Genomic DNA, 18396 nt, shown 5'->3' on the forward strand with positions numbered 1-18396 from the left:
GAACGTGGCCAGGAAGCTCGCCGTCATCGGCGCCGGACTCATGGGGTCCGGTATCGCGCAGGTCTCCGCCCAGGCGGGCTGGGACGTCGTGCTGCGCGATGTCACCGACGAGGCCCTGGCCCGTGGTCGCGGCGGCATCGAGGCCAGCTACGACCGGTTCGTCTCCAAGGGCAAGCTGGACGCGGCCGACGCCGGAGCCGCACTCGCCCGGATCACCACGACCACCGACCTCGACGCGGTGGCGGACGCCGATGTCGTCGTCGAGGCCGTCTTCGAGAAGCTCGAGGTCAAGCACGAGATCTTCCGGACGCTCGACAAGGTCGTCCGGGAGGACGCCGTCCTCGCCTCCAACACCTCCGCCATCCCGATCACCAAGATCGCGGCCGTGACGGAGCGCCCGGAGCGCGTCGTCGGCGTGCACTTCTTCTCGCCGGTGCCCATGATGCAGCTCTGCGAGCTGGTGCGCGGCTACAAGACGAGCGACGAAACCCTCGCCACCGCGCGGGAGTTCGCCGAATCCGTCGGCAAGACGTGCATCGTCGTCAACCGTGACGTGGCGGGCTTCGTCACCACCCGGCTGATCTCGGCCCTCGTCGTCGAGGCCGCCAAGCTGTACGAGTCGGGCGTCGCCTCGGCCGAGGACATCGACATCGCCTGCAAGCTGGGCTTCGGCCACGCCATGGGCCCGCTCGCCACGGCAGACCTGACCGGCGTCGACATCCTCCTGCACGCCACCGGCAACATCTACACCGAGTCGCAGGACGAGAAGTTCGCCGCCCCGGAGCTGATGCGCCGGATGGTCGATGCAGGTGACATCGGCCGCAAGAGTGGGCAGGGCTTCTACACCTACTGATCGTTTCCGGGTCCCCGGCCGCCTGATCTGTCGTCAATCAGGTCCGGGAGCCCAGGGGCCCGGTGCGCGGACCGGGACTCGGATCACGTAGCTCCGGCGGGCCACTGTCACCCCTCAGGGTGAATTCGGTATCGGTTCGCTTACAGACGGCAACTTCTCCGTCGCTGCGGCAGTCAGTGGTGGCAGAGGCAGACGAGAAAACCAGACAGACCGACCTTGCTACGGAGTCTTCCGGGGAGCGCATATGTACATCAGGGGCGACCATGCCGATCTGGTCGTCGGGGGCCGCCTCGACGTCCGAAGCGCGGCGGACGCCCGTACGGTTCTGCACTCGGCCGTCGACGGCGGAGCAGGCGATCTCGTGCTGGACCTGACCGAGCTGGACTCGTGGGACGCCACCGGACTCGGCGTCATCATGGGTGCGCACCGCAGAGCCGGCCGGGCAGGCCGACGGCTGGTGCTGCGCGGAGTGCCGCCGCAGATGCAGCGCCTCCTGGTGGCGACCAGACTGCACCGCATTCTGGCCATCGAGGGCGGAATCGCCGCAGACTCCCTGCCGCGCGTCTGAGGCGACCGCGCTGCGGTCCACGCACAATCCTCACGAGACTGTGATGTCCTGTGCGGCGCGGCCCCCCAGTCGTTCGTAGATACTGTGCGAAGGTTTAGGGTTCGGCCGTCTGTCGATCAACAAACCCGAACAACAGACACCGGACCGGAAGCGACAGCGGGCGTGCGAGGCCGGGAGGGGCAACCGCGCGCTACGCGTCTGGGGGACTTTGACGATGGACCCGACCAACCTGGGACCGGAAGAGTACGACCGTTCCGGGGAGGACGCCGCGCGGCGTCGGCAGTCCCGCGATCCTCTGACGCCCGACTTCGGGCACCAGACACCACAGCAGTCACGCACGGTCCAGCTCATATCCGGCGACTTCCTGCTCACGGTCAATCCGGTCGACGGCAGCGAGATCGAGCCCTGCAGGCCGGGCGAGCAGCCCGCCACGCCCGTACGGCACACGGCCACGGAACGCGCCGACCGCGAGCGCGCCACCGCACCGCCCGTACCGCCAGGGCCTCCGGGACCGCAGCTGCCCCTGCTGGAGCGCCAGGAGGAGCGGGAGCGGCTGGTGCGGCTGCTGGCACGGGGCCGCTCTGTGCGGCTGATCGGCCCGGCCGGCTCGGGCCGCACGGCCCTGCTCGGTGCCGTGGCCGCCGACTGCGCGGACCTGGCACCCGACGGTGTCGTACGCCTCTCCGGCTACAAGCGCACCACCACCGACCTGCTGTACAACCTCTTCGAAGCCGTCCACCAGGCTCCGCTGCACCGGCCCGACCGCGAAGGGCTCCTGGCGCTCGTCCACGGCATCGGCGCCGTCGTCGTCCTCGACGACCTGGAGTTCGGCGGCACCGCGCTGCAGGAACTCCTCGACGCGACGCCCGAGTGCGCGTTCCTGCTCGGCACGGCACCCGACATCGCCGCGCCCACCGCCGAGTCGAACCTCGAAGAGGTCTTCCTCGCCGGACTCGGACGCAGCTCCTCGATCGAGCTGCTCGAGCGCGTCGTGGAGCGCCCGCTCACCGACGACGAGGCGAACTGGGCGGGCGACCTCTGGTTCGAGTCGGAAGGGCTGCCGCTGCGCTTCGTCCAGGCGGGCGCGCTGTTGCGCCAGCGCGACGAGCTGCGCACCGACCCGAAGATCTTCGGCGACGATTTCGACGACGAGCCCGGCGACTCACCGTTCGGCCGGGCCGAGGCCCAGGACATGCCGTTGCCCAGCCTCGGGGAAGGCGCGGCGCCCGCCGCCCTGCTCGCCTCCCGGCTGAGCGAGGCCGCGCGGGACACCCTGCACTTCGCCGTCGCACTCGGCGGTGAGGTCCCGCACCAGGCGCACCTGCCTGCGCTGGTGGGGGACACCCACGCCGATGCGGCGATGGGCGAACTGGCCGCGTGCGGACTGCTCTCCCCGGCGGGCTCCCGCTACCGGCTCGCCGCCGGCGTCCTGGCCCAGCTTGAGGTGAGCGGATACGGCGAGGACGCGGACATACGCGCCCGTACCGCCGCCCAGCACTACGCCTGGTGGGCGGGTCACCCCTCCGTCACCCCCGAGCGTGCGGTCGCCGAGGCGGACGCGGTCCTCGCGGCCATGGCCCGCCTCGTCCTGGGCGACCGGGCAGGGCAGGCCAGCGCAGCGGTCCTGCTGGCCCGCAGCGCCTCTCCGGCCTTCGCGGCGGGAATGTACTGGGGCGCCTGGGAGAAGGCCCTCAGAATCGGCCAGGAGGCCGCCAGGATCGCCGGAGAGGTGGCCGAAGAGGCCTACTTCCACCACGAGTTGGGCGTCCTGGCACTGTGCAGCGGCAATCTGGACAGGGCCAGGGCCGAGCTGGAGGCCTCCATCGGCATGCGCGGCGCACTCGCCGACAAGTCCGGCGCGGTCGCCGGACGCAGGGCGCTCGCCCTGGTCGCGGACCGCTCCGGCGGTCCGGGGCAGAGCGAGCGCACACCCGCGGGCGAGGAGATACCCGCCGCGCGTCACGACGAGTCGGCCTCACCGCCCGGCGGCATACCCGCGGCCATGCCCCTGTTCCCCCGCCAGGCGGAGGAGCCGACCACGCTGGTGTCCCGGCAGAGTGCCCCCGCGCCGGGCAGGGGCGGATTCGGCGCATTCGGCGGCCGTGTCGCGGTACTCCAGGGCGCCCGGCGCAATCTGGTCGCCGTGGGTGCCGGCGCACTGCTGGTCGCCGTACTCGGCACGGTGGTGACCCTGGGCGCGACGTCCGGCAGCGAGGACCCCGAGGGCCAGAACGTCACGACCGAGCAGTCGGCGAACGAGGACGACAGCGAGAGCGGCCTCTCCGCGGACGAGCCGACCGACGGTACGGCCTCCGGCGACGCCAAGCCCGGCAAGGACAAGTCCCCGGGCGCATCGGGCCGGCCCACCCCGTCCGGCGGCGACACCCCGTCGCCGGGCACATCGGGTTCGGACTCGGGCCCGACGACGGGCGCCACGTCGAGCGGCAGTCCCAGCGGCCGGCCCACGTCCGGGAACCCGTCGCCGACGAAGACGAAGCCGACGAAGACGCCGACCACTTCGCCCACCACGCCGACGACTACTCCGTCGCCGACTCCCACGCCGACGGAAACGCCGACCACGGAGCCCCCTACCGAGCCGGATACGTCCGTCTCCGCGACCGGCCCCGCGGAAACGGCGACGGCCTCGGCGACGAGTCCGGCGACCGGCCAGGCGGAGACGCCCGACAGCACCCCCACGATGGCCTGACACCGGAACATCGCCGGACGGACACTCAGGCCGTCCGGCGATCGAAGGCCCCCGCCCGTTCGAGGCCCTTTGCCCGGCGCTCAAGGGCTCCGGTCCGGTCTTCGAGGACACCCGTACAGGCGCCCCCGGCCCGGCGGTGGCCGGGACCCGTATCGCCGGACGGTCCGGAGTTCAAGCCCGCCCGGCGACCGAGAGCCCCGCAACGGCTCAGAACAGTCGCAGCTTGTCGTCCTCGATGCCCCGCATCGCGTTGTAGTCGAGGACCAGACACCCGATCCCGCGGTCCGTCGCCAGCACGCGGGCCTGCGGCTTGATCTCCTGGGCCGCGAACACGCCCTTGACGGGGGCCAGATGAGGGTCCCGGTTGAGCAACTCCAGGTAGCGGGTCAGCTGCTCCACCCCGTCGATGTCGCCCCGCCGCTTCAGCTCGACGGCCACGGTCCCCCCGTTCGCGTCCCGGCAGAGGATGTCGACCGGGCCGATGGCGGTCGGGTACTCGCGGCGGATCAGAGTGAAGCCCTCGCCGAGGATTTCCATCCGGTCGGCGAGAAGTTCCTGGAGGTGCGCTTCCACACCGTCCTTGATGAGCCCTGGATCGACACCCAGCTCATGGGACGAGTCGTGGAGGATTTCCTCCATCGTGATGATCAGTTTCTCGCCCGCTTTGTTCACCACGGTCCAGACGCCTTCGTTGTCGTCGGCGCCCTCCTTCAGGGTGCACGGCGGGGACATCCAGTTGAGGGGTTTGTAGGCCCGGTCGTCGGCGTGGATCGAGACGCTGCCGTCCGCCTTCACCAGGATCAGACGGGGGGCGGAGGGCAGGTGGGCGGTGAGCCGGCCCGCGTAGTCGACGGAGCAACGGGCGATGACGAGACGCATGGTCGGCAACGCTACTCGACTGCGGGCGGTCCACGCGATTCCCGTACCCGGCAGCCGGCACACCCCTTGACGGACGCGCATCTGGCTTGCCCCTCTTTGCAACCGTTCGTAATTGGCCGGTTGTGTTCCCAATCTCCTGGTGCGGCCCGGACTGCGCCCTTAACGTGGAAGCAGGAGGTCGCCGTCTGTGTACACAGCGTCGCCGTCCTCCTTCCCTGCCCGTAAGGCCCTGGACACCTGCCGGGGTCGCGAGAGGAGAACCCATGTCGCTCGACGTCTCACCGGCGCTGTTGGAACAGGCCGAGCGAGGCGAGGTCGACGAAGCCGACTTCGTCGACTGCGTCCGGACTTCCCTGCCCTACGCATGGGAGATGATCAGCTCTCTGGTGGCCCAGCTGAAGGTCGACGGCGGTCAGTTCGCCGACAACCAGACGCCGCCGCCGGACGAGCAGGCACGTGGTCAGCTGCTGCGCGCGCTCGCGAGTGATGCGATACGCGGCGCGCTGCAGCGGCACTTCGGGGTGCGTCTGGCATTCCAGAACTGCCACCGCGTCGCGGTGTTCCCGCTGGACGCCTCGGTCGACGAGCGCTTGGCCCGATTCACGTCGATGAGGGGCCAGTTGCTCAACCAGTCGCCCGAACTACGGGACTGCTGAACGCTCCTGCTGCCGCTTCGGGCCGCGGGAGGTGCAACTGGCTCCGGGGCGGCAGCTCCCGTACCACCGCACCACCAGGACGACCTGCATGACCGGATCACTTCAGCAACGGCAGCACTTCGGTGCCCAGCCGTTGCACGTTCTCCTCCGTCGCCGCGAGATCGCCCGAGCCCTCCACCAGGAGTGCGAAGCGCGTGATGCCCGTGCGCTCCGCCGTGGCCGCGAGCCGGTCGGCCGCGAGCCGGGGCGGACCCACCGGATGCAGACCGCACAGGAACTCCGTGTACGCGACGGGGTCGCGCATCACCCGGTGCCTGCCGTCGACCGTCACGTGGGCGTCGAGGCCCTGCCGCAGCCAGCCCGGCATCGCCTTCACGAGGGTCTCCACCGCGTCGGCGGAACGGTCCGCGATCTGGGCCACCCCTGCGGACACATGTCCGACCGTCTCCACCACGTCCGCCGGCTGACCGGCCTCCCGGGCCGCCGACCGCCACAGGGCGATCATGTCGGCTTTCTCCTCGTCACCGCAATGCATGCCGAGAAGCATGGGCAAACCCTTCCCAGCGGCGAGTTTCACGCTTTTTGGCGAGGTGCAGGCCACGATCACCTCGGGGCCCGCGGGACCGTCTCCGAGGAGCTCGTCCGCCCGCGGCACGACCGCCACCTCGCGGAAGCCGTAGCGCTCCCCGCGACCCGCCACCCGCGGCTTGCCCAGCCAGTCGAGCAGCAGCTCCAGCGACTCCGGGAAGCCCTTCTCGTACGCCTCGAGGCCGCCTCCGAACACCTCCAGATCCACCCAGGGCCCGCCGCGCCCCACGCCCAGCGTGAAGCGGCCGCCGCTTGTCAGGTGCAGCAGTGCCGCCTGCTCGCCGAGCGCGACGGGGTGCTGGGACGGCAGCACGCTCACCGCCGTACCCACGCGGATTCTGCGGGTGCGGCCGAGCAGCAGCGCGGCCAGTGTCACGGCCGACGGGCAGACCCCGTACGGCACGAAATGGTGTTCGGCCAGCCAGACCGAATCGAGTCCGGATTCCTCCGCGACCTCGGCGGACCGGACGGCCCGGTGCAGGGCTTCTCCCTGTCCCTGGCCCGGAAACTGGGCTGCCAGTACAAATGTTCCCACGCGCATCGCCTATTGCCTCCTTGCGGCCGACGCGGCTCCCCCTACCCGCAACAACGTCTGACACGTGCCAAAGGCACGGTCCGGGGAGAAGTTGTTGCGATTTTCCGGTAACTCACCCGTCTCGCGGGTGCGCTCACGCCACAACCGGACACGAAGGCTCTTCCGATGGCTCTACGCTGGATGGGATCTGCCCGTACCGCCCCGTGAGGTGTCACGTGTCCCCGCGCCGAAACCGCCCCCGAGGCGGCGAGAGCCCCACCGGTAACGCACGCGAGGCTGCGGAACGGTACGGCGGGGGCGGAGACACCGAGAGCTGGCAGGGCGAGGAGTGGTCGGTGCGCCCGGTGAGCGGCGCGAGCGCGATGGGCAAGCGGTACCGCTGCCCCGGCTGCGACCAGGAGATCCCGTCCGGTGTGCCCCACCTCGTCGCCTGGCCGGAGTTCGGCGGGATCGACGACCGCAGGCACTGGCACAAGGCCTGCTGGAACGCGAAGGACCGCCGCACCACGAGGGTGCAGCGGTCCAGGAACGCGCCACGCTACTGACCGCGCGGAGCGTGCGTCACACGTCGCGCCGGTCCAGGGACGCGAAGGCGCCGGCCATGGCCACCGCGGTCACGCCGAGGATGATCCACAGCGGGTCCCAGCCGGTCGGTCCCGACGAGGTCATCGACTCACCGTAGAACGCGCTGAGCTGGCTGGGGATCGAGTACTCGAAGAGCGCCTTCTGGAGGTCGGCCAGCGTCTCGGAGAACATGAACATCGCCAGCACGAGCGGCAGCAGCACCACCGCGATCATGATCGTGATCGCGCCCGCGGAGTGCCGGATGAGCGCACCGAGCGCGAGCGAGAGCAGCCCGAGCGTCGCGATGTAGAGGCCGACACCCACCGTGGCGCGCAGCCAGTCGCTGCCGGTGGGCGTCCCGCCGTCCAGCATGGCCGTCTGCAGCACGCCGACGATTCCGGTGGTGACCGTGGTGATGGTGAAGGAGAGCAGGAAGAAGACGATCGACTTCGCGATCAGCACCCGCGCCCGGCTGGGGCAGGCGGTGAGCGTCGTACGGATCATTCCCGTGCCGTACTCGGAGGCGATGGTCAGCACCCCGAGGGTGATCACGCAGATCGAACCGAGCAGCACCCCGAAGAAGCCGAGGCTGAGCACCGGGGTGTCGCCGAGATCGGCGTCCGAGGCGCTGACGGCGAACGCGGACAGCAGCCCGATGCCGAGAAGCAGCACGATCATCACGCCCAGCGTCCACATCGTGGAGCGGACGGAGCGGATCTTCGTCCACTCGGAGGCGATCGCGTCCCCCAGGCCGGGAGCCCGCACGGGGATCGGTGAGGCGTACTGGCCGACCGGGCCGCCCCCCTGCCAGTTCTGCTGGGCCGGGGGCTGGTGCGGCTGCTGGTAGGGCGCCTGGGGCGCCTGGGGTGCCTGCGGGGACGGCGGCGTAGTCATCGGGAGTCCTCGCTGGTCTCGCTCTTGGTCAGGTCTGCGGGGGCGGCCGGAGCCGGAGCGGGCGCGGTCGGCGCGGGCGCCGGAGTGGCGGCGTACGGGTTCTGTCCGGGCGGCGGCGGTGCGTACCAGCCCTGCTGCGGCACCTCCACCGGCGGCTGCTGCGGATGGCCGGGCTGCTGTCCGTAGCCCCCGTACCCCGCCTGCGGACCGTAGCCCGGCTGGTGCCCGTACCCGGGCGGCGGCTGCTGGAGCCCCGCCTTCGCGTCGGCCGTCGAGCGGTAGTCCACGGCGCCCTGCGTCATCCGCATGTACGCCTCCTCCAGGGACGCCTGGTGCGGCGAGAGCTCCCACAGCCGGACGTCCGAGGCATGCGCCAGATCGCTGATGCGGGGCAACGGGAGCCCGGTGACCCGCAGGGCCCCGTCGGGCTCCGACATGACCTGGCCGCCCGCCTCCGTCAGCGAGGCGGTCAGCTTCTCCCGCTGCTCCGGCCCGTCCGCGGGAACCCGGACCCGGGCGAAGTCCGCGGAGTTGGCCGAGATGAAGTCGGTGACGCTCATGTCGGAGAGGAGCTGGCCCCGCCCGATCACGATCAGATGGTCCGCGGTGACCGCCATCTCACTCATCAGGTGGCTGGACACGAAGACCGTGCGCCCCTCGGAGGCCAGCTGCTTCATGAGATTGCGGACCCAGAGGATGCCCTCGGGGTCGAGGCCGTTGACCGGCTCGTCGAAGAGGAGCACCTGCGGGTCGCCGAGCAGTGCCGCAGCGATGCCGAGCCGCTGCCCCATGCCGAGCGAGAAGCCCTTGGACCGCCTCTTCGCGACATCCTGCAGACCGACGACACCGAGGACCTCGTCCACCCGGGCGCTCGGGATACCGGCCAGCTGGGCCAGCGACAGGAGGTGGTTGCGGGCACTGCGCCCGCCGTGCACGGCCTTGGCGTCGAGCAGCGCGCCCACCTGGCGCGGTGCGTTCGGCAGGCTGCGGAAGGCGTGGCCGCCGATCGTCACGTGTCCCGCGGTCGGCCGGTCCAGGCCGAGCATCATGCGCATGGTCGTGGACTTGCCCGACCCGTTGGGACCGAGGAACCCCGTGACAGCCCCCGGCCGCACCTGGAAGGAAAGGTTGTACACGGCTGTCTTGGCGCCGTAGCGCTTCGTCAGGCCGACTGCCTCGATCATTCTCCAGCCCCATCGACTTATCTGTCGGTCGGGGCCCAGGCCAACCGGCCGCACGCCCCCCGTAAGAGTTAGGAGGATAACCAGCCCGTGACGGTTCCGGCCAAGTCGTTGTGCGGAACATCGGATCTGCCCTCACGGCCCGTGCGGCCCGTGAGGGCTTCGTACTGCCGGGCTACGCGTCCCGCTTCTTGAGCACGAGATAGCCGCCGGCCACCGCCGCCACCACCCACAGGGCCATGATGCCGAGCCCGCCCCACGGCCCGTACGGTGCCGGATCGCTGTTCATGGCGTCCGGAACCACCTGCATGATCTTGGATCCGGCCTGGTCGGGGAAGTACCGGGCCACGCTCTTGGCACCCGGGACAGCCGACAGGATCTGCGAGACGAGGAAGAAGAAGGGCATCAGGATGCCGAGCGAGAGCATCGAACTGCGCAGCATCGTGGCCACGCCCATGGAGAAGACCGCGATCAGGCCCATGTAGAGCCCGCCGCCGACGACCGCGCGCAGCACGTTGTCCGCGCCGATCTCCGTACGGTGGTCGCCCAGCAGGGCCTGGCTCAGGAAGAACGTGACGAAACTGGTGGCGAGGCCGACCACCAGCGCCAGGACGCCGGCCACCGCGATCTTGCTGAACAGGAACGAGCCCCGCTGCGGTACGGCCGCGAGCGAGGTGCGGATCATGCCGGAGCTGTACTCGGTGCCGACCACCAGGACGCCGAAGACGACCATCGCGAGCTGGCCGAGGATCATCCCGGAGAAGCCGACGAACGTGGGGTCGAACGTGGCGCGCTCCGCATCGGACAGGTCGTCGAACTGGGCGTTCAGCAATGCGCTGAGCGCGGCCCCCATCGCGATCGTGACGGCGAACGCGGCGATCAGGGTCCAGGTGGTCGAGGAGACCGTACGGATCTTGGTCCATTCGGAGTTGAGGACCGCGGGCACCGATGCCATCGCCGTCACACCCCCTTCGCTTCGTCGCCGGACGCAACGCCGCCGGGCTGCTGGTTCCACTGGTCGCCCCAGTGCGGGCCCACGGGCGGGGGCTGCTCCTCGTCCCGGTCGGAATGTGCGTGGTACTCCACGGAGCCCGCCGTCATCTGCATGAAGGCCTCCTCCAGCGAGGCCCGCTGGGAGCTGAGCTCGTGCAGGACGAACCCGTGCCGGGCGGCGAACTCACCGAGCCGTTCCGTGGTCGCACCGTCGATCTCCAGCGTGCCGTTGCCCGACTCGACCGCCACGATGCCCTCGGCGTGCAGCGCGTCGCGCAGCCTTTCCTGCTCCGGGGAACGCATCCGCACATAACTGCGGGAGTTCTCCTGGATGAAGTCGGCCATGGAGGTGTCCGCGAGCAGTCTGCCCTGGCCGATGACGATCAAGTGATCCGCGGTGAGCGCCATTTCGCTCATCAGGTGGGAGGAAACGAAGATCGTCCGGCCTTCCGAGGCGAGGGCTTTCATCAGATTCCGGATCCAGTGAATTCCTTCGGGGTCCAGACCGTTGACCGGTTCGTCGAACATCAGGATCTCGGGATCGCCGAGCAGCGCCGCCGCGATTCCCAGCCGCTGGCCCATGCCGAGGGAGAAACCCTTGGACTTCTTCTTCGCCACGGCGCTGAGGCCGACCGTGTCGAGCACGTGGGAGACCCGGCTCGCGGGGATGCGATTGCTCTGTGCGAGACAGAGGAGGTTGTTGTACGCGCTGCGCCCGCCGTGCATCGACTTGGCGTCCAGCAGGGCCCCGATGTGCTTCAGCGGCTCCTGCAGCTCGCGGTAGTGCTTGCCGTCGATGAGCACCGAACCGCTGGTCGGATTGTCGAGGTCGAGCATCATGCGCATGGTGGTGGACTTGCCCGCCCCGTTCGGGCCGAGGAACCCCGTCACCATTCCCGGTCTGACTTGGCATGACAAATGGTCGACGGCAACCTTGTTGCCGAAGCGTTTGGTGAGGCCGTCGAGCTCGATCATGCGCTCACGCTAGAACGGCCGCGCGCCCGGCGCCACCACAAAGGCGGAACCGGGCGCGCAAGGGGTACAGCTGATGTACGGACGGGTCAGCGGGTCTGCTGGGCCGGAACTCCGCGGGAGGCGGGCTCCTCGTCCGCGGGGGAGCCGGCGGCGGCCACGGCGGCACCGGTCAGCGTCGCCAGCATCTCGCGGACGTTGGTCAGCTGCGCGTTGATCGAGTCGCGGCGGTTGGTGAGCGCCGCCAGCTCGCGCTCGGACTCGCTGCGGATCCGGTCGGCCTTGGCGTTCGCGTCGGCCACGATGTCCTCGGCCTGGCGCTGCGCGGTCTCCACCGTCTGGCGGGCCCGGCGCTCGGCGTCCGTGCGGAGCTTCTCGGCCTCCAGGCGGAGCTGCTCGGCGCGGTGCTCGATCTCGGCCAGACGCTTCTCGGCCTTCGCCTGACGGGACGCGAGGTCGCGCTCCGACTGCTCGCGGCGCTTGGCGAGGTTCGTCTCGAAGTCCGCGGCGGCCTGGGCGGCCTTGGCGCGGGTCTCCTCGAAGAGGGCGTCCGCCTCCTCGCGCTTCTGCTGGGCGTCCTTCTGGGCGTCGGTGCGCAGCGTGCTCGCTTCGCCCTTGGCCTTCTCGACGATGCGAACGCCCTCGTCCTCGGCCTTCGACTTGCGCTCGGCCGCGAACGACTCCGCGTCGTTGCGCACCTGCTGGGCGGCCGACTCGGCCAGCTCGCGGTGCTGCTCGGCCGCGCGACGGGCCTCCTCACGCAGGTCCTTCGCCTCCTCCTCGGCGAGGCGGAGGATCTTCTCGACGCGGGCGCCGAGACCGGCGTACGACGGCTCGGCCTCGTTGACCTGGGCCTGGGCGTTCTGCGTCTCGAGGTGAAGCTCCTCGATGCGCTTTTCCAGAGAGGTGATACGGGCGAGAGCACTGTCACGGTCGGCGACGAGTTTGGTGATGCGGTCGTCCACCTGACCGCGGTCGTATCCACGTCGCACGAGCTCGAAGCCGAAGGGGGAGGAAGGGTCACTCATGGGGTTCCTGTCGAATGAGACCGGTGAGGTGTTAGAGGGAATCCTAGGGGCCTGGGCGGCGTGTCAACGTGAAGATGCCGCTTTGGTATGGAGAATGACACCCCTTTTGAGTGGCTGGCCTCGGGAGCGCTTGCCACCCGAAGGTTTGAATGTTCATGCCGAAGTGCGCGATGCGGCGGACCGATCACCCGTCCGAGGCCTTGCCGCCCGCTCGCGTACCTGCGGCGGCCCCCGCCTTGACGCCCGCGGCGTTGCCGCCCGCCGCCTTGCCGGTCCCGCCCGGAGCCTCGAAAGACTCCAACGCCTCGAGCACGTCCTGGACACGGGAAATTTCCGTATTGATGTCCTCGCGTCTGCGGACGAGCAGATCCAGCTCGCGACGGCCCTCGTCCACCATCTGCTTCGCTTCCACCTCGGCGTCCGCGCGCAGCTTCTCGGCCTCGCGGGTCAGCCCGGCCTTCTTGAGCTCGGCTTCCTTCAGCAGCGACTCGGCACGCTTCACCGCGGCGATACGCACCTTGCTCGCCTCCGAATTCGCGTCCGCCAGCAACTCCTTGGCCTTCGCCTCGGCCTCGGCACGCTGTTCGGTCGCCGCCTTCATCAGCTTGTCGACGCGCTCGCCGGCCGTCTTCATCTGCTCGGAGGTCTCCCGGCGGGCGCGCTGGTGCAGCTCCTCGATCTCGCTCTCCAGCCGGGCCCTGAGCTCCTCCGCCCGCTCCCGCGTAGCGGTCGCGTCCCGGCGGGCGCCGACCAGCAGCTCGTCCGCGTCGGTACGGGCCCGCTCCACCAGGGAGTTGCCCTCGACCGTCGCCTCCGAGGTGATCCGTACGGCCTCGTTGCGCGCGGCCCCGACCATCCTGTCGGCCTGTCCCTCGGCCTCGGTGGCGGCGCGCAGCGCCTCCTCCTGGGCCTTGTTGACGAGCTGGTCGGCCTGTTCGGCGGCCTCGGTACGGCGCTTCGCCGCGGCGTCGCGCGCCTCGTCCAGCAGCCGGTCCGCCTCCTGGCGGGCCTCCGCGCGCATCTGCTCGGCGGCGGACTCCGCATCGGCGCGCACCCGCTCCGACTCCTCGCGGGTACGGGCCGCGTGCTCCTGCGCCGAACCCACCGTCCGGGCGGCCTCCGCACGCAGCCGCTCCGCCTCGTCGGTCGACTCGCCGAGGAGGCGCTCCGACTGCTCCGCCGCCTCGGTACGGACGCGCTCGCTCTCGCTCGTCGCCTCACCGATGAGCCGGTCCGCCTGGGCCGCCGCCTCGGAACGGATCCGGTTGGCGTCCTCGCGGGACTCGGCGCGGGCGCGTGAGGCGTCCTGTTCCGCCGAGGCGAGCGCGTCGGACGCCTCGGTACGGACCCGCTGGCTGTACTCCGCGCTGTCCGAGCGCAGCTTCTCCGACTCGGCGATCGCCTCGGAGACGGTCCGCTCGGCCAGCGACTTCGCGGCCTCCGACTCCCCGTGCGCGACCTGGCGGATCCGGTTGGCGTCCTCGGTGGCCCGCTCGCGCTCGGCGTAGGCGTCGGCGCGTACCCGGTCCGCCTCCTCCTGGGCCTCGGTCCTCGTACGTTCCGCGGAGTGCTCCGCGGCGGACCGCAGCCCGGCGATCTCCTGCTCGGCCTGCTCCTGGAGTCCCGTGACGGAGTCCCGCACCTGCTGGGCGGTCTGCTCGGCCGCGGAGACCATCTCGGTCGCGCGGGCGTCCGCCTCCTCGACCAGACGCTGGGCCTCGGCCTGCGCCTCCTCGACCCGCTTGCGGGCCGAGGCCAGCAGCTCCTCGCTCTGCTCGCGGGCCCGCTCGCGCTCCTGCTCCGCCTCGGCGCGCGCGGCACCGAGCGTCTCCTCGGCCTCGCGGCGGCGCCGATTCGCCTCCTCCTGGGCGGCGGCGAGGGCCTCGGCGGCCTCCGCACCCACGCGCTCGGCGGCGGCGGCGGCCTCGGAGCGCACCCGGTCGGCGCTCTCCTGTGCCTCGGTCCTGAGCCGCTCCGCCTCGGTGGCGGCCTCGGTGCGCAGCCGTACGGCCACGGACTCGCCCTCGGCGCGGGACTGGGCGGCCTCGGCGGCGGCTTCGTCCCGCAGCCGGTCGGCCTCCGTCGCGGCCTGCTCCTGGAGTGTGCGCAGCCGCTCGGCGGCCTCCGCGCGCAGCCGCTCGGACTCCTCGCTCGTCTCGCGGCGGATGCGCTCCGCCTCCGTACGGGCCTCGCTCAGCGCCTGCTCGGCCGCGGTGACCCGGGTCTCGGCCTCCGTGTGCAGACGGGCCAGCTCATCGGCGGCGTCGCCCTTGCGGGCCTCTATGGCGCGCTCGGTCTCCGCGCGGAGGCCCTCTGCGGCCTCCTCCGCCGCGGCGGTCAGCGAAGCGGCCTGCTCCTCGGCCTCGGCGCGCAGCTTGTCCGTCTCGGTACGGCTGCGCTCGAGCGCTTCCTCGGCCTGCTTGCGCAGGGTGGCGGCGCGCTCGACCGCCTCGGTCCTGACGCGCTCGCTCTCCGCCCCCGCGGAGGTACGCAGCTCGTCGGCGTCCGACCTGGCCTTGGTCAGCAGCTCCTCGGCGGTGCGGGCACCCTCCTCGATCTGCTGGACGGCCTCGCGGCGGGCCTCGCCACGGATCCGCTCGCCCTCGGCGACCGCCTCGGAGCGCAGCTGCTCGGCCTCGCCGCGCAGCCTGCGCGCCTCCTCCTGCAGCTCGACCGTCTTGGCCCGGTACTCCTTGGTGTCGTCCTTGGCCGCGCCCTTGAGCTGGTCGGCCTGCTCGGCCGCATCGCCGCGCAGCCGGTCCGCCTCGGACTCCGCCTCGCGGCGGATCCGCTCGGCTTCCTCGCCGGCCGCCCTGGTGGTGGACCTGGCGTCGTCGGAGGCCTTGGTCAGAACCTCCTCGGCGGAGCGGGCCGCCTTGGCGAGCTGGGCCGCGGCGTCCTCGGCGGCGACCGTACGGGCCTTCTCGCCGGCCTCGGCGACCAGCCTCTCGGACTGGGCGCGGGCGTCCGCGAGCGCCTGCTCGGCCTCTTCCTTGAGCGTCTCGGCGTTCTTCGTGGCCTCGCCGACCAGCCGTGCGATCTCGGACTTGGCCGTACGGGTGCGCTGCTCGTTCTGCGACTCGGCGCCGGCCAGCCGCTTGACGGCGGCCTCCTTCGCCTCGGCGAGGACCTTCTCGGCCTCCAGCCGGGCCTCGCGCAGCCGGGTCTCGGCCTCCTGCATGCGCTGGTCGGCGGCGCGGTTCAGCTCCGCGGTCTGCTGCCGGGTCTGGTCGGTCTCGACGGTGGCCGTCGAGCGCAACTGCTCGGCGTGACTGGTGGCTTCCTGGGCCTGCGTGGAGGCGGCGTTGAGCAGCCGTTCGGCGTCCCGGCGGGCCCGCAGCAGCGTGGCCTCGGCCTCGGCGCGTGCCGATTCGGCCTCGGCGCCGACGCGCTGGCGGGTCTCCTCCGCGAGCCGGGCCGCCTCGCTGCGGGCGGCGGCCAGCGACTGCTCCGCCTCGGCGCGCGACTCCTCCAGGAGCCTGCGGGCCTGGGACTCGGTGCGTGCCCGCAGCTGCTCGGCCCAGGCGACGTTCTCGTTGACGTGGGACTCGACGGTCTGGCGGCGTTCCGCCAGCTCCTGGTCGAGACGCTGGCGCCGCTGGACCGCCTCGGTGTGCAATTCGGCCTGGAGGCGGGCCTGGTGCTCCGCGTGCTCCTGCAGGATCCGCTGGGTCTGGGCCCTGGCGTCGCGCAGCTCGCGCTCGGCGTCGGTGCGCAGCTGGTCGGCCTGGATCTGGGCATTACGGAGAAGTTGTTCGGCCTGGTAGCCGATGTCCGCGCTGTCGTGCGCGGGACGGGTCGCGAGATTGCGACGGGCCTCGTGCAGCTTGGCACGCAAGACCTCGACCTGGTAACCGAGGTCCTCGGCGTGCTGGACGGCCTTCTCCCGGTCGGTCTTCAGCCGGTCCATCTCGGCTTCGAACCGCGAGAGATGGTCGTCGTCAGCTCGGTGGCTCTGCTGGCTTTCGTAGCCCCGCACTGCGCGGTCCCATCCTTCCCCGAGCTCTCAACTCTGTTCGAGCAGGGGAGACCCCAACCCTGGTCGCATTCTCCAAGCGAGCACCGCTCGCCGGCGAACGGTCCCCCGGGGAATGGTGACAGATCAACGGCGAGGACGCGGCGCGGCCCCGACCCGGCCCCGGCCCGGAACCGCCCACTCTACCGGGCCGGGTATCGGTCAGGTCAGTGCTCTGCCCGGGCAGTGACCAGTTCGGTCAGGACGCCGTGGCAGTCCTTGGGGTGGAGGAAGGTGATCCGGGACCCCATCGACCCGGTCCTGGGCTCGTCGTACAGCACCCGGACGCCCTTCTCACGGATGTCCGCGGCGTCCTCGTCCACGTTCGCGGTACCGAACGCGATGTGGTGGACACCCTCCCCATTCTTTGCCAGCCACTTGCCCACGGCCGAGTCCTCACGGGTCGGCTCCAGCAGCTGGAGGTACGAAGCCCCGCCGTCCGAGGTGTCGTTGATCTTGAGCATGGCCTCCCGGACACCCTGCTCCTCGTTGATCTCGGAGTGGTGCACCTCGAACCCGTAGGTCGCGCGGTAGAACTCCACCGTCTTGTCGAGGTCGAAACAGGCGATTCCGATGTGGTCGATTCGCGTCAGCATGGAACCAGTGCAGCGCTACGGGGATGGTTACGCAACGTGCGCGCGATCACACCCGTTGCCGGATGACGGGCGCGGTACTGCTCAGTACATTCAGGTAAACCCTCGTTCACAACCAATCCAAGGGGCTGCGCCTCATGTCAGGAACGACCGGTACCACCTCAGTGATCGTCGCGGGCGCCCGTACGCCCATGGGCCGTCTCCTCGGCTCACTGAAGACCTTCTCCGGCGCCGACCTCGGAGGCGTCGCCATCAAGGCCGCCCTCGACCGGGCCGGCATCGGCGGCGACCAGGTCGAGTATGTGATCATGGGCCAGGTGCTCCAGGCCGGGGCAGGGCAGATCCCGGCGCGTCAGGCAGCGGTCAAGGCCGGAATCCCGATGAACGTCCCCGCGCTCACCATCAACAAGGTGTGCCTGTCCGGACTCGACGCGATCGCGCTCGCCGACCAGCTGATCCGCGCCGGTGAGTTCGACGTCGTGGTGGCCGGCGGCCAGGAGTCGATGACCAACGCCCCGCACCTGCTGCCGAAGTCCCGCGAGGGCTACAAGTACGGCGCGATCGAGATGCTCGACTCGATGGCGTACGACGGTCTGACCGACGCCTACGAGAACATTCCGATGGGCGAGTCCACCGAGAAGCACAACACCCGCCTCGGACTGGACCGTGCGGCCCAGGACGAGATCGGCGCCCTGTCCCACCAGCGTGCCGCGGCCGCCCAGAAGAACGGCCTCTTCGAGGCCGAGATCACCCCGGTCGAGATCCCGCAGCGCAAGGGTGACCCGGTCCTCTTCTCCAAGGACGAGGGCATCCGCCCCGAGACGACCGCCGAGTCGCTCGGCAAGCTGCGCCCCGCGTTCGCCAAGGACGGCACGATCACCGCGGGTACCTCCTCGCAGATCTCCGACGGCGCCGCCGCGGTCGTCGTCATGAGCAAGGCCAAGGCCGAGGAGCTGGGCCTGGACTGGATCGCCGAGATCGGCGCCCACGGCAATGTGGCGGGCCCGGACAACTCGCTCCAGTCGCAGCCGTCCAACGCCATCCGGCACGCCGTGAAGAAGGAGGGCATCGGCGTCGATGACCTCGACCTCATCGAGATCAACGAGGCCTTCGCGGCCGTCGCGGTCCAGTCGATGAAGGACCTCGGCGTCACCCCCGACAAGGTCAACGTGAACGGCGGCGCCATCGCCCTCGGCCACCCGATCGGCATGTCCGGCGCCCGCGTGGTGCTGCACCTGGCGCTGGAGCTGAAGCGGCGCGGCGGCGGCACCGGAGCGGCCGCACTGTGCGGCGGCGGCGGTCAGGGTGACGCGTTGATCATCCGGGTTCCGGGCAAGTAGTCAGCCGTACGAATGAGTGAGCGAGGAGAC

General features: G+C 70.8%; 15 protein-coding genes. 6 read left to right on the forward strand and 9 right to left on the reverse strand.

Translation table 11 applies throughout. From position 1 onward, the window contains the following. Positions 1 to 4: 4 nt before the first annotated feature. The 3 genes from ABZS61_RS22310 (at position 5) to ABZS61_RS22320 (ending at position 4128) form a co-directional block, all read left to right on the forward strand. Positions 5 to 853 carry a 3-hydroxyacyl-CoA dehydrogenase family protein gene (locus ABZS61_RS22310; protein WP_356424314.1) on the forward strand — a complete coding sequence of 283 codons (849 nt, stop codon included), beginning with the start codon at positions 5 to 7 and terminating at the stop codon, positions 851 to 853. A gap of 244 nt (positions 854 to 1097) precedes the next feature. Continuing rightward, on the forward strand, positions 1098 to 1421 hold the full coding sequence (locus ABZS61_RS22315) for an STAS domain-containing protein (protein ID WP_356423856.1): 324 nt from the start codon (positions 1098 to 1100) through the stop codon (positions 1419 to 1421). 214 nt (positions 1422 to 1635) lie between these two features. Then, entirely contained in the window at positions 1636 to 4128 is a 2493-nt protein-coding gene (locus tag ABZS61_RS22320) for an ATP-binding protein (protein ID WP_356423858.1), read from the forward strand. Between the two features lie 207 nt (positions 4129 to 4335). Here ABZS61_RS22320 and nucS read toward each other — a convergent pair whose 3' ends face one another. Further along, complete coding sequence (gene nucS / locus ABZS61_RS22325; RefSeq protein WP_356423860.1) at positions 4336 to 5007, reverse strand: endonuclease NucS; 672 nt, start codon at positions 5005 to 5007, stop codon at positions 4336 to 4338. Positions 5008 to 5270: 263 nt separating this feature from the next. On the opposite strand from nucS, the gene ABZS61_RS22330 reads away from it, so the two are divergent. Further along, entirely contained in the window at positions 5271 to 5663 is a 393-nt protein-coding gene (locus tag ABZS61_RS22330; protein WP_356423862.1) for an SCO5389 family protein, read from the forward strand. Between the two features lie 97 nt (positions 5664 to 5760). Here the strand turns inward: ABZS61_RS22330 and ABZS61_RS22335 are convergent, their stop codons facing one another. Continuing rightward, positions 5761 to 6792, reverse strand: coding sequence for an LLM class flavin-dependent oxidoreductase (locus tag ABZS61_RS22335; protein ID WP_356423865.1), 1032 nt, complete (start codon positions 6790 to 6792; stop codon positions 5761 to 5763). Between the two features lie 209 nt (positions 6793 to 7001). Here ABZS61_RS22335 and ABZS61_RS22340 point away from each other — a divergent pair, with 209 nt between their 5' ends. Next, positions 7002 to 7331 (forward strand): ATP/GTP-binding protein, encoded by a 330-nt coding sequence (locus ABZS61_RS22340; protein ID WP_329207283.1) that lies wholly within the window; start codon positions 7002 to 7004, stop codon positions 7329 to 7331. A gap of 16 nt (positions 7332 to 7347) precedes the next feature. Here ABZS61_RS22340 and ABZS61_RS22345 read toward each other — a convergent pair whose 3' ends face one another. The 7 genes from ABZS61_RS22345 to mce form a co-directional block, all read right to left on the reverse strand. Continuing rightward, positions 7348 to 8244 (reverse strand): ABC transporter permease subunit, encoded by an 897-nt coding sequence (locus ABZS61_RS22345; protein WP_356423869.1) that lies wholly within the window; start codon positions 8242 to 8244, stop codon positions 7348 to 7350. Next, positions 8241 to 9428, reverse strand: a complete 1188-nt coding sequence (locus ABZS61_RS22350) for an ABC transporter ATP-binding protein (RefSeq protein ID WP_356423871.1) — start codon at positions 9426 to 9428, stop codon at positions 8241 to 8243. The genes ABZS61_RS22345 and ABZS61_RS22350 overlap by 4 nt, the downstream gene beginning before the upstream one ends. A gap of 172 nt (positions 9429 to 9600) precedes the next feature. Next, positions 9601 to 10380, reverse strand: a complete 780-nt coding sequence (locus ABZS61_RS22355) for an ABC transporter permease (protein ID WP_356423874.1) — start codon at positions 10378 to 10380, stop codon at positions 9601 to 9603. A 5-nt stretch (positions 10381 to 10385) separates the two neighbouring features. Further along, positions 10386 to 11393, reverse strand: coding sequence for an ATP-binding cassette domain-containing protein (locus tag ABZS61_RS22360; protein ID WP_356423876.1), 1008 nt, complete (start codon positions 11391 to 11393; stop codon positions 10386 to 10388). 86 nt (positions 11394 to 11479) lie between these two features. After that, the gene (locus ABZS61_RS22365) at positions 11480 to 12418 is read right to left on the reverse strand and encodes a cellulose-binding protein (RefSeq protein ID WP_329207274.1); all 939 of its coding nucleotides are present in this window, start codon (positions 12416 to 12418) and stop codon (positions 11480 to 11482) included. A gap of 184 nt (positions 12419 to 12602) precedes the next feature. Next, the gene (gene scy, locus ABZS61_RS22370) at positions 12603 to 16397 is read right to left on the reverse strand and encodes a polarized growth protein Scy (RefSeq protein ID WP_356423880.1); all 3795 of its coding nucleotides are present in this window, start codon (positions 16395 to 16397) and stop codon (positions 12603 to 12605) included. 203 nt (positions 16398 to 16600) lie between these two features. Beyond that, positions 16601 to 17029, reverse strand: coding sequence for a methylmalonyl-CoA epimerase (gene mce, locus ABZS61_RS22375; protein WP_351165844.1), 429 nt, complete (start codon positions 17027 to 17029; stop codon positions 16601 to 16603). Between the two features lie 134 nt (positions 17030 to 17163). Here mce and ABZS61_RS22380 point away from each other — a divergent pair, with 134 nt between their 5' ends. Continuing rightward, the gene (locus tag ABZS61_RS22380) at positions 17164 to 18366 is read left to right on the forward strand and encodes an acetyl-CoA C-acetyltransferase (protein WP_356423884.1); all 1203 of its coding nucleotides are present in this window, start codon (positions 17164 to 17166) and stop codon (positions 18364 to 18366) included. Positions 18367 to 18396: the final 30 nt, after the last annotated feature.

The sequence above is a fragment of the Streptomyces sp. NPDC005566 genome, from assembly GCF_040605575.1.
Taxonomy (GTDB): Bacteria; Actinomycetota; Actinomycetes; order Streptomycetales; family Streptomycetaceae; genus Streptomyces.

Excerpts from the sequence above, each read along its gene's own strand:
- ABZS61_RS22330 (WP_356423862.1), top strand. The coding sequence starts at position 5,271 with ATGTCGCTCGACGTCTCACCGGCGCTGTTGGAACAGGCCGAGCGAGGC.
- ABZS61_RS22350 (WP_356423871.1), bottom strand. The coding sequence starts at position 9,428 with ATGATCGAGGCAGTCGGCCTGACGAAGCGCTACGGCGCCAAGACAGCC.
- ABZS61_RS22315 (WP_356423856.1), top strand. The coding sequence starts at position 1,098 with ATGTACATCAGGGGCGACCATGCCGATCTGGTCGTCGGGGGCCGCCTC.
- nucS (WP_356423860.1), bottom strand. The coding sequence starts at position 5,007 with ATGCGTCTCGTCATCGCCCGTTGCTCCGTCGACTACGCGGGCCGGCTC.
- ABZS61_RS22365 (WP_329207274.1), bottom strand. The coding sequence starts at position 12,418 with ATGAGTGACCCTTCCTCCCCCTTCGGCTTCGAGCTCGTGCGACGTGGA.
- ABZS61_RS22320 (WP_356423858.1), top strand. The coding sequence starts at position 1,636 with ATGGACCCGACCAACCTGGGACCGGAAGAGTACGACCGTTCCGGGGAG.
- ABZS61_RS22380 (WP_356423884.1), top strand. The coding sequence starts at position 17,164 with ATGTCAGGAACGACCGGTACCACCTCAGTGATCGTCGCGGGCGCCCGT.
- ABZS61_RS22335 (WP_356423865.1), bottom strand. The coding sequence starts at position 6,792 with ATGCGCGTGGGAACATTTGTACTGGCAGCCCAGTTTCCGGGCCAGGGA.
- ABZS61_RS22355 (WP_356423874.1), bottom strand. The coding sequence starts at position 10,380 with ATGGCATCGGTGCCCGCGGTCCTCAACTCCGAATGGACCAAGATCCGT.
- ABZS61_RS22360 (WP_356423876.1), bottom strand. The coding sequence starts at position 11,393 with ATGATCGAGCTCGACGGCCTCACCAAACGCTTCGGCAACAAGGTTGCC.
- mce (WP_351165844.1), bottom strand. The coding sequence starts at position 17,029 with ATGCTGACGCGAATCGACCACATCGGAATCGCCTGTTTCGACCTCGAC.
- ABZS61_RS22345 (WP_356423869.1), bottom strand. The coding sequence starts at position 8,244 with ATGACTACGCCGCCGTCCCCGCAGGCACCCCAGGCGCCCCAGGCGCCC.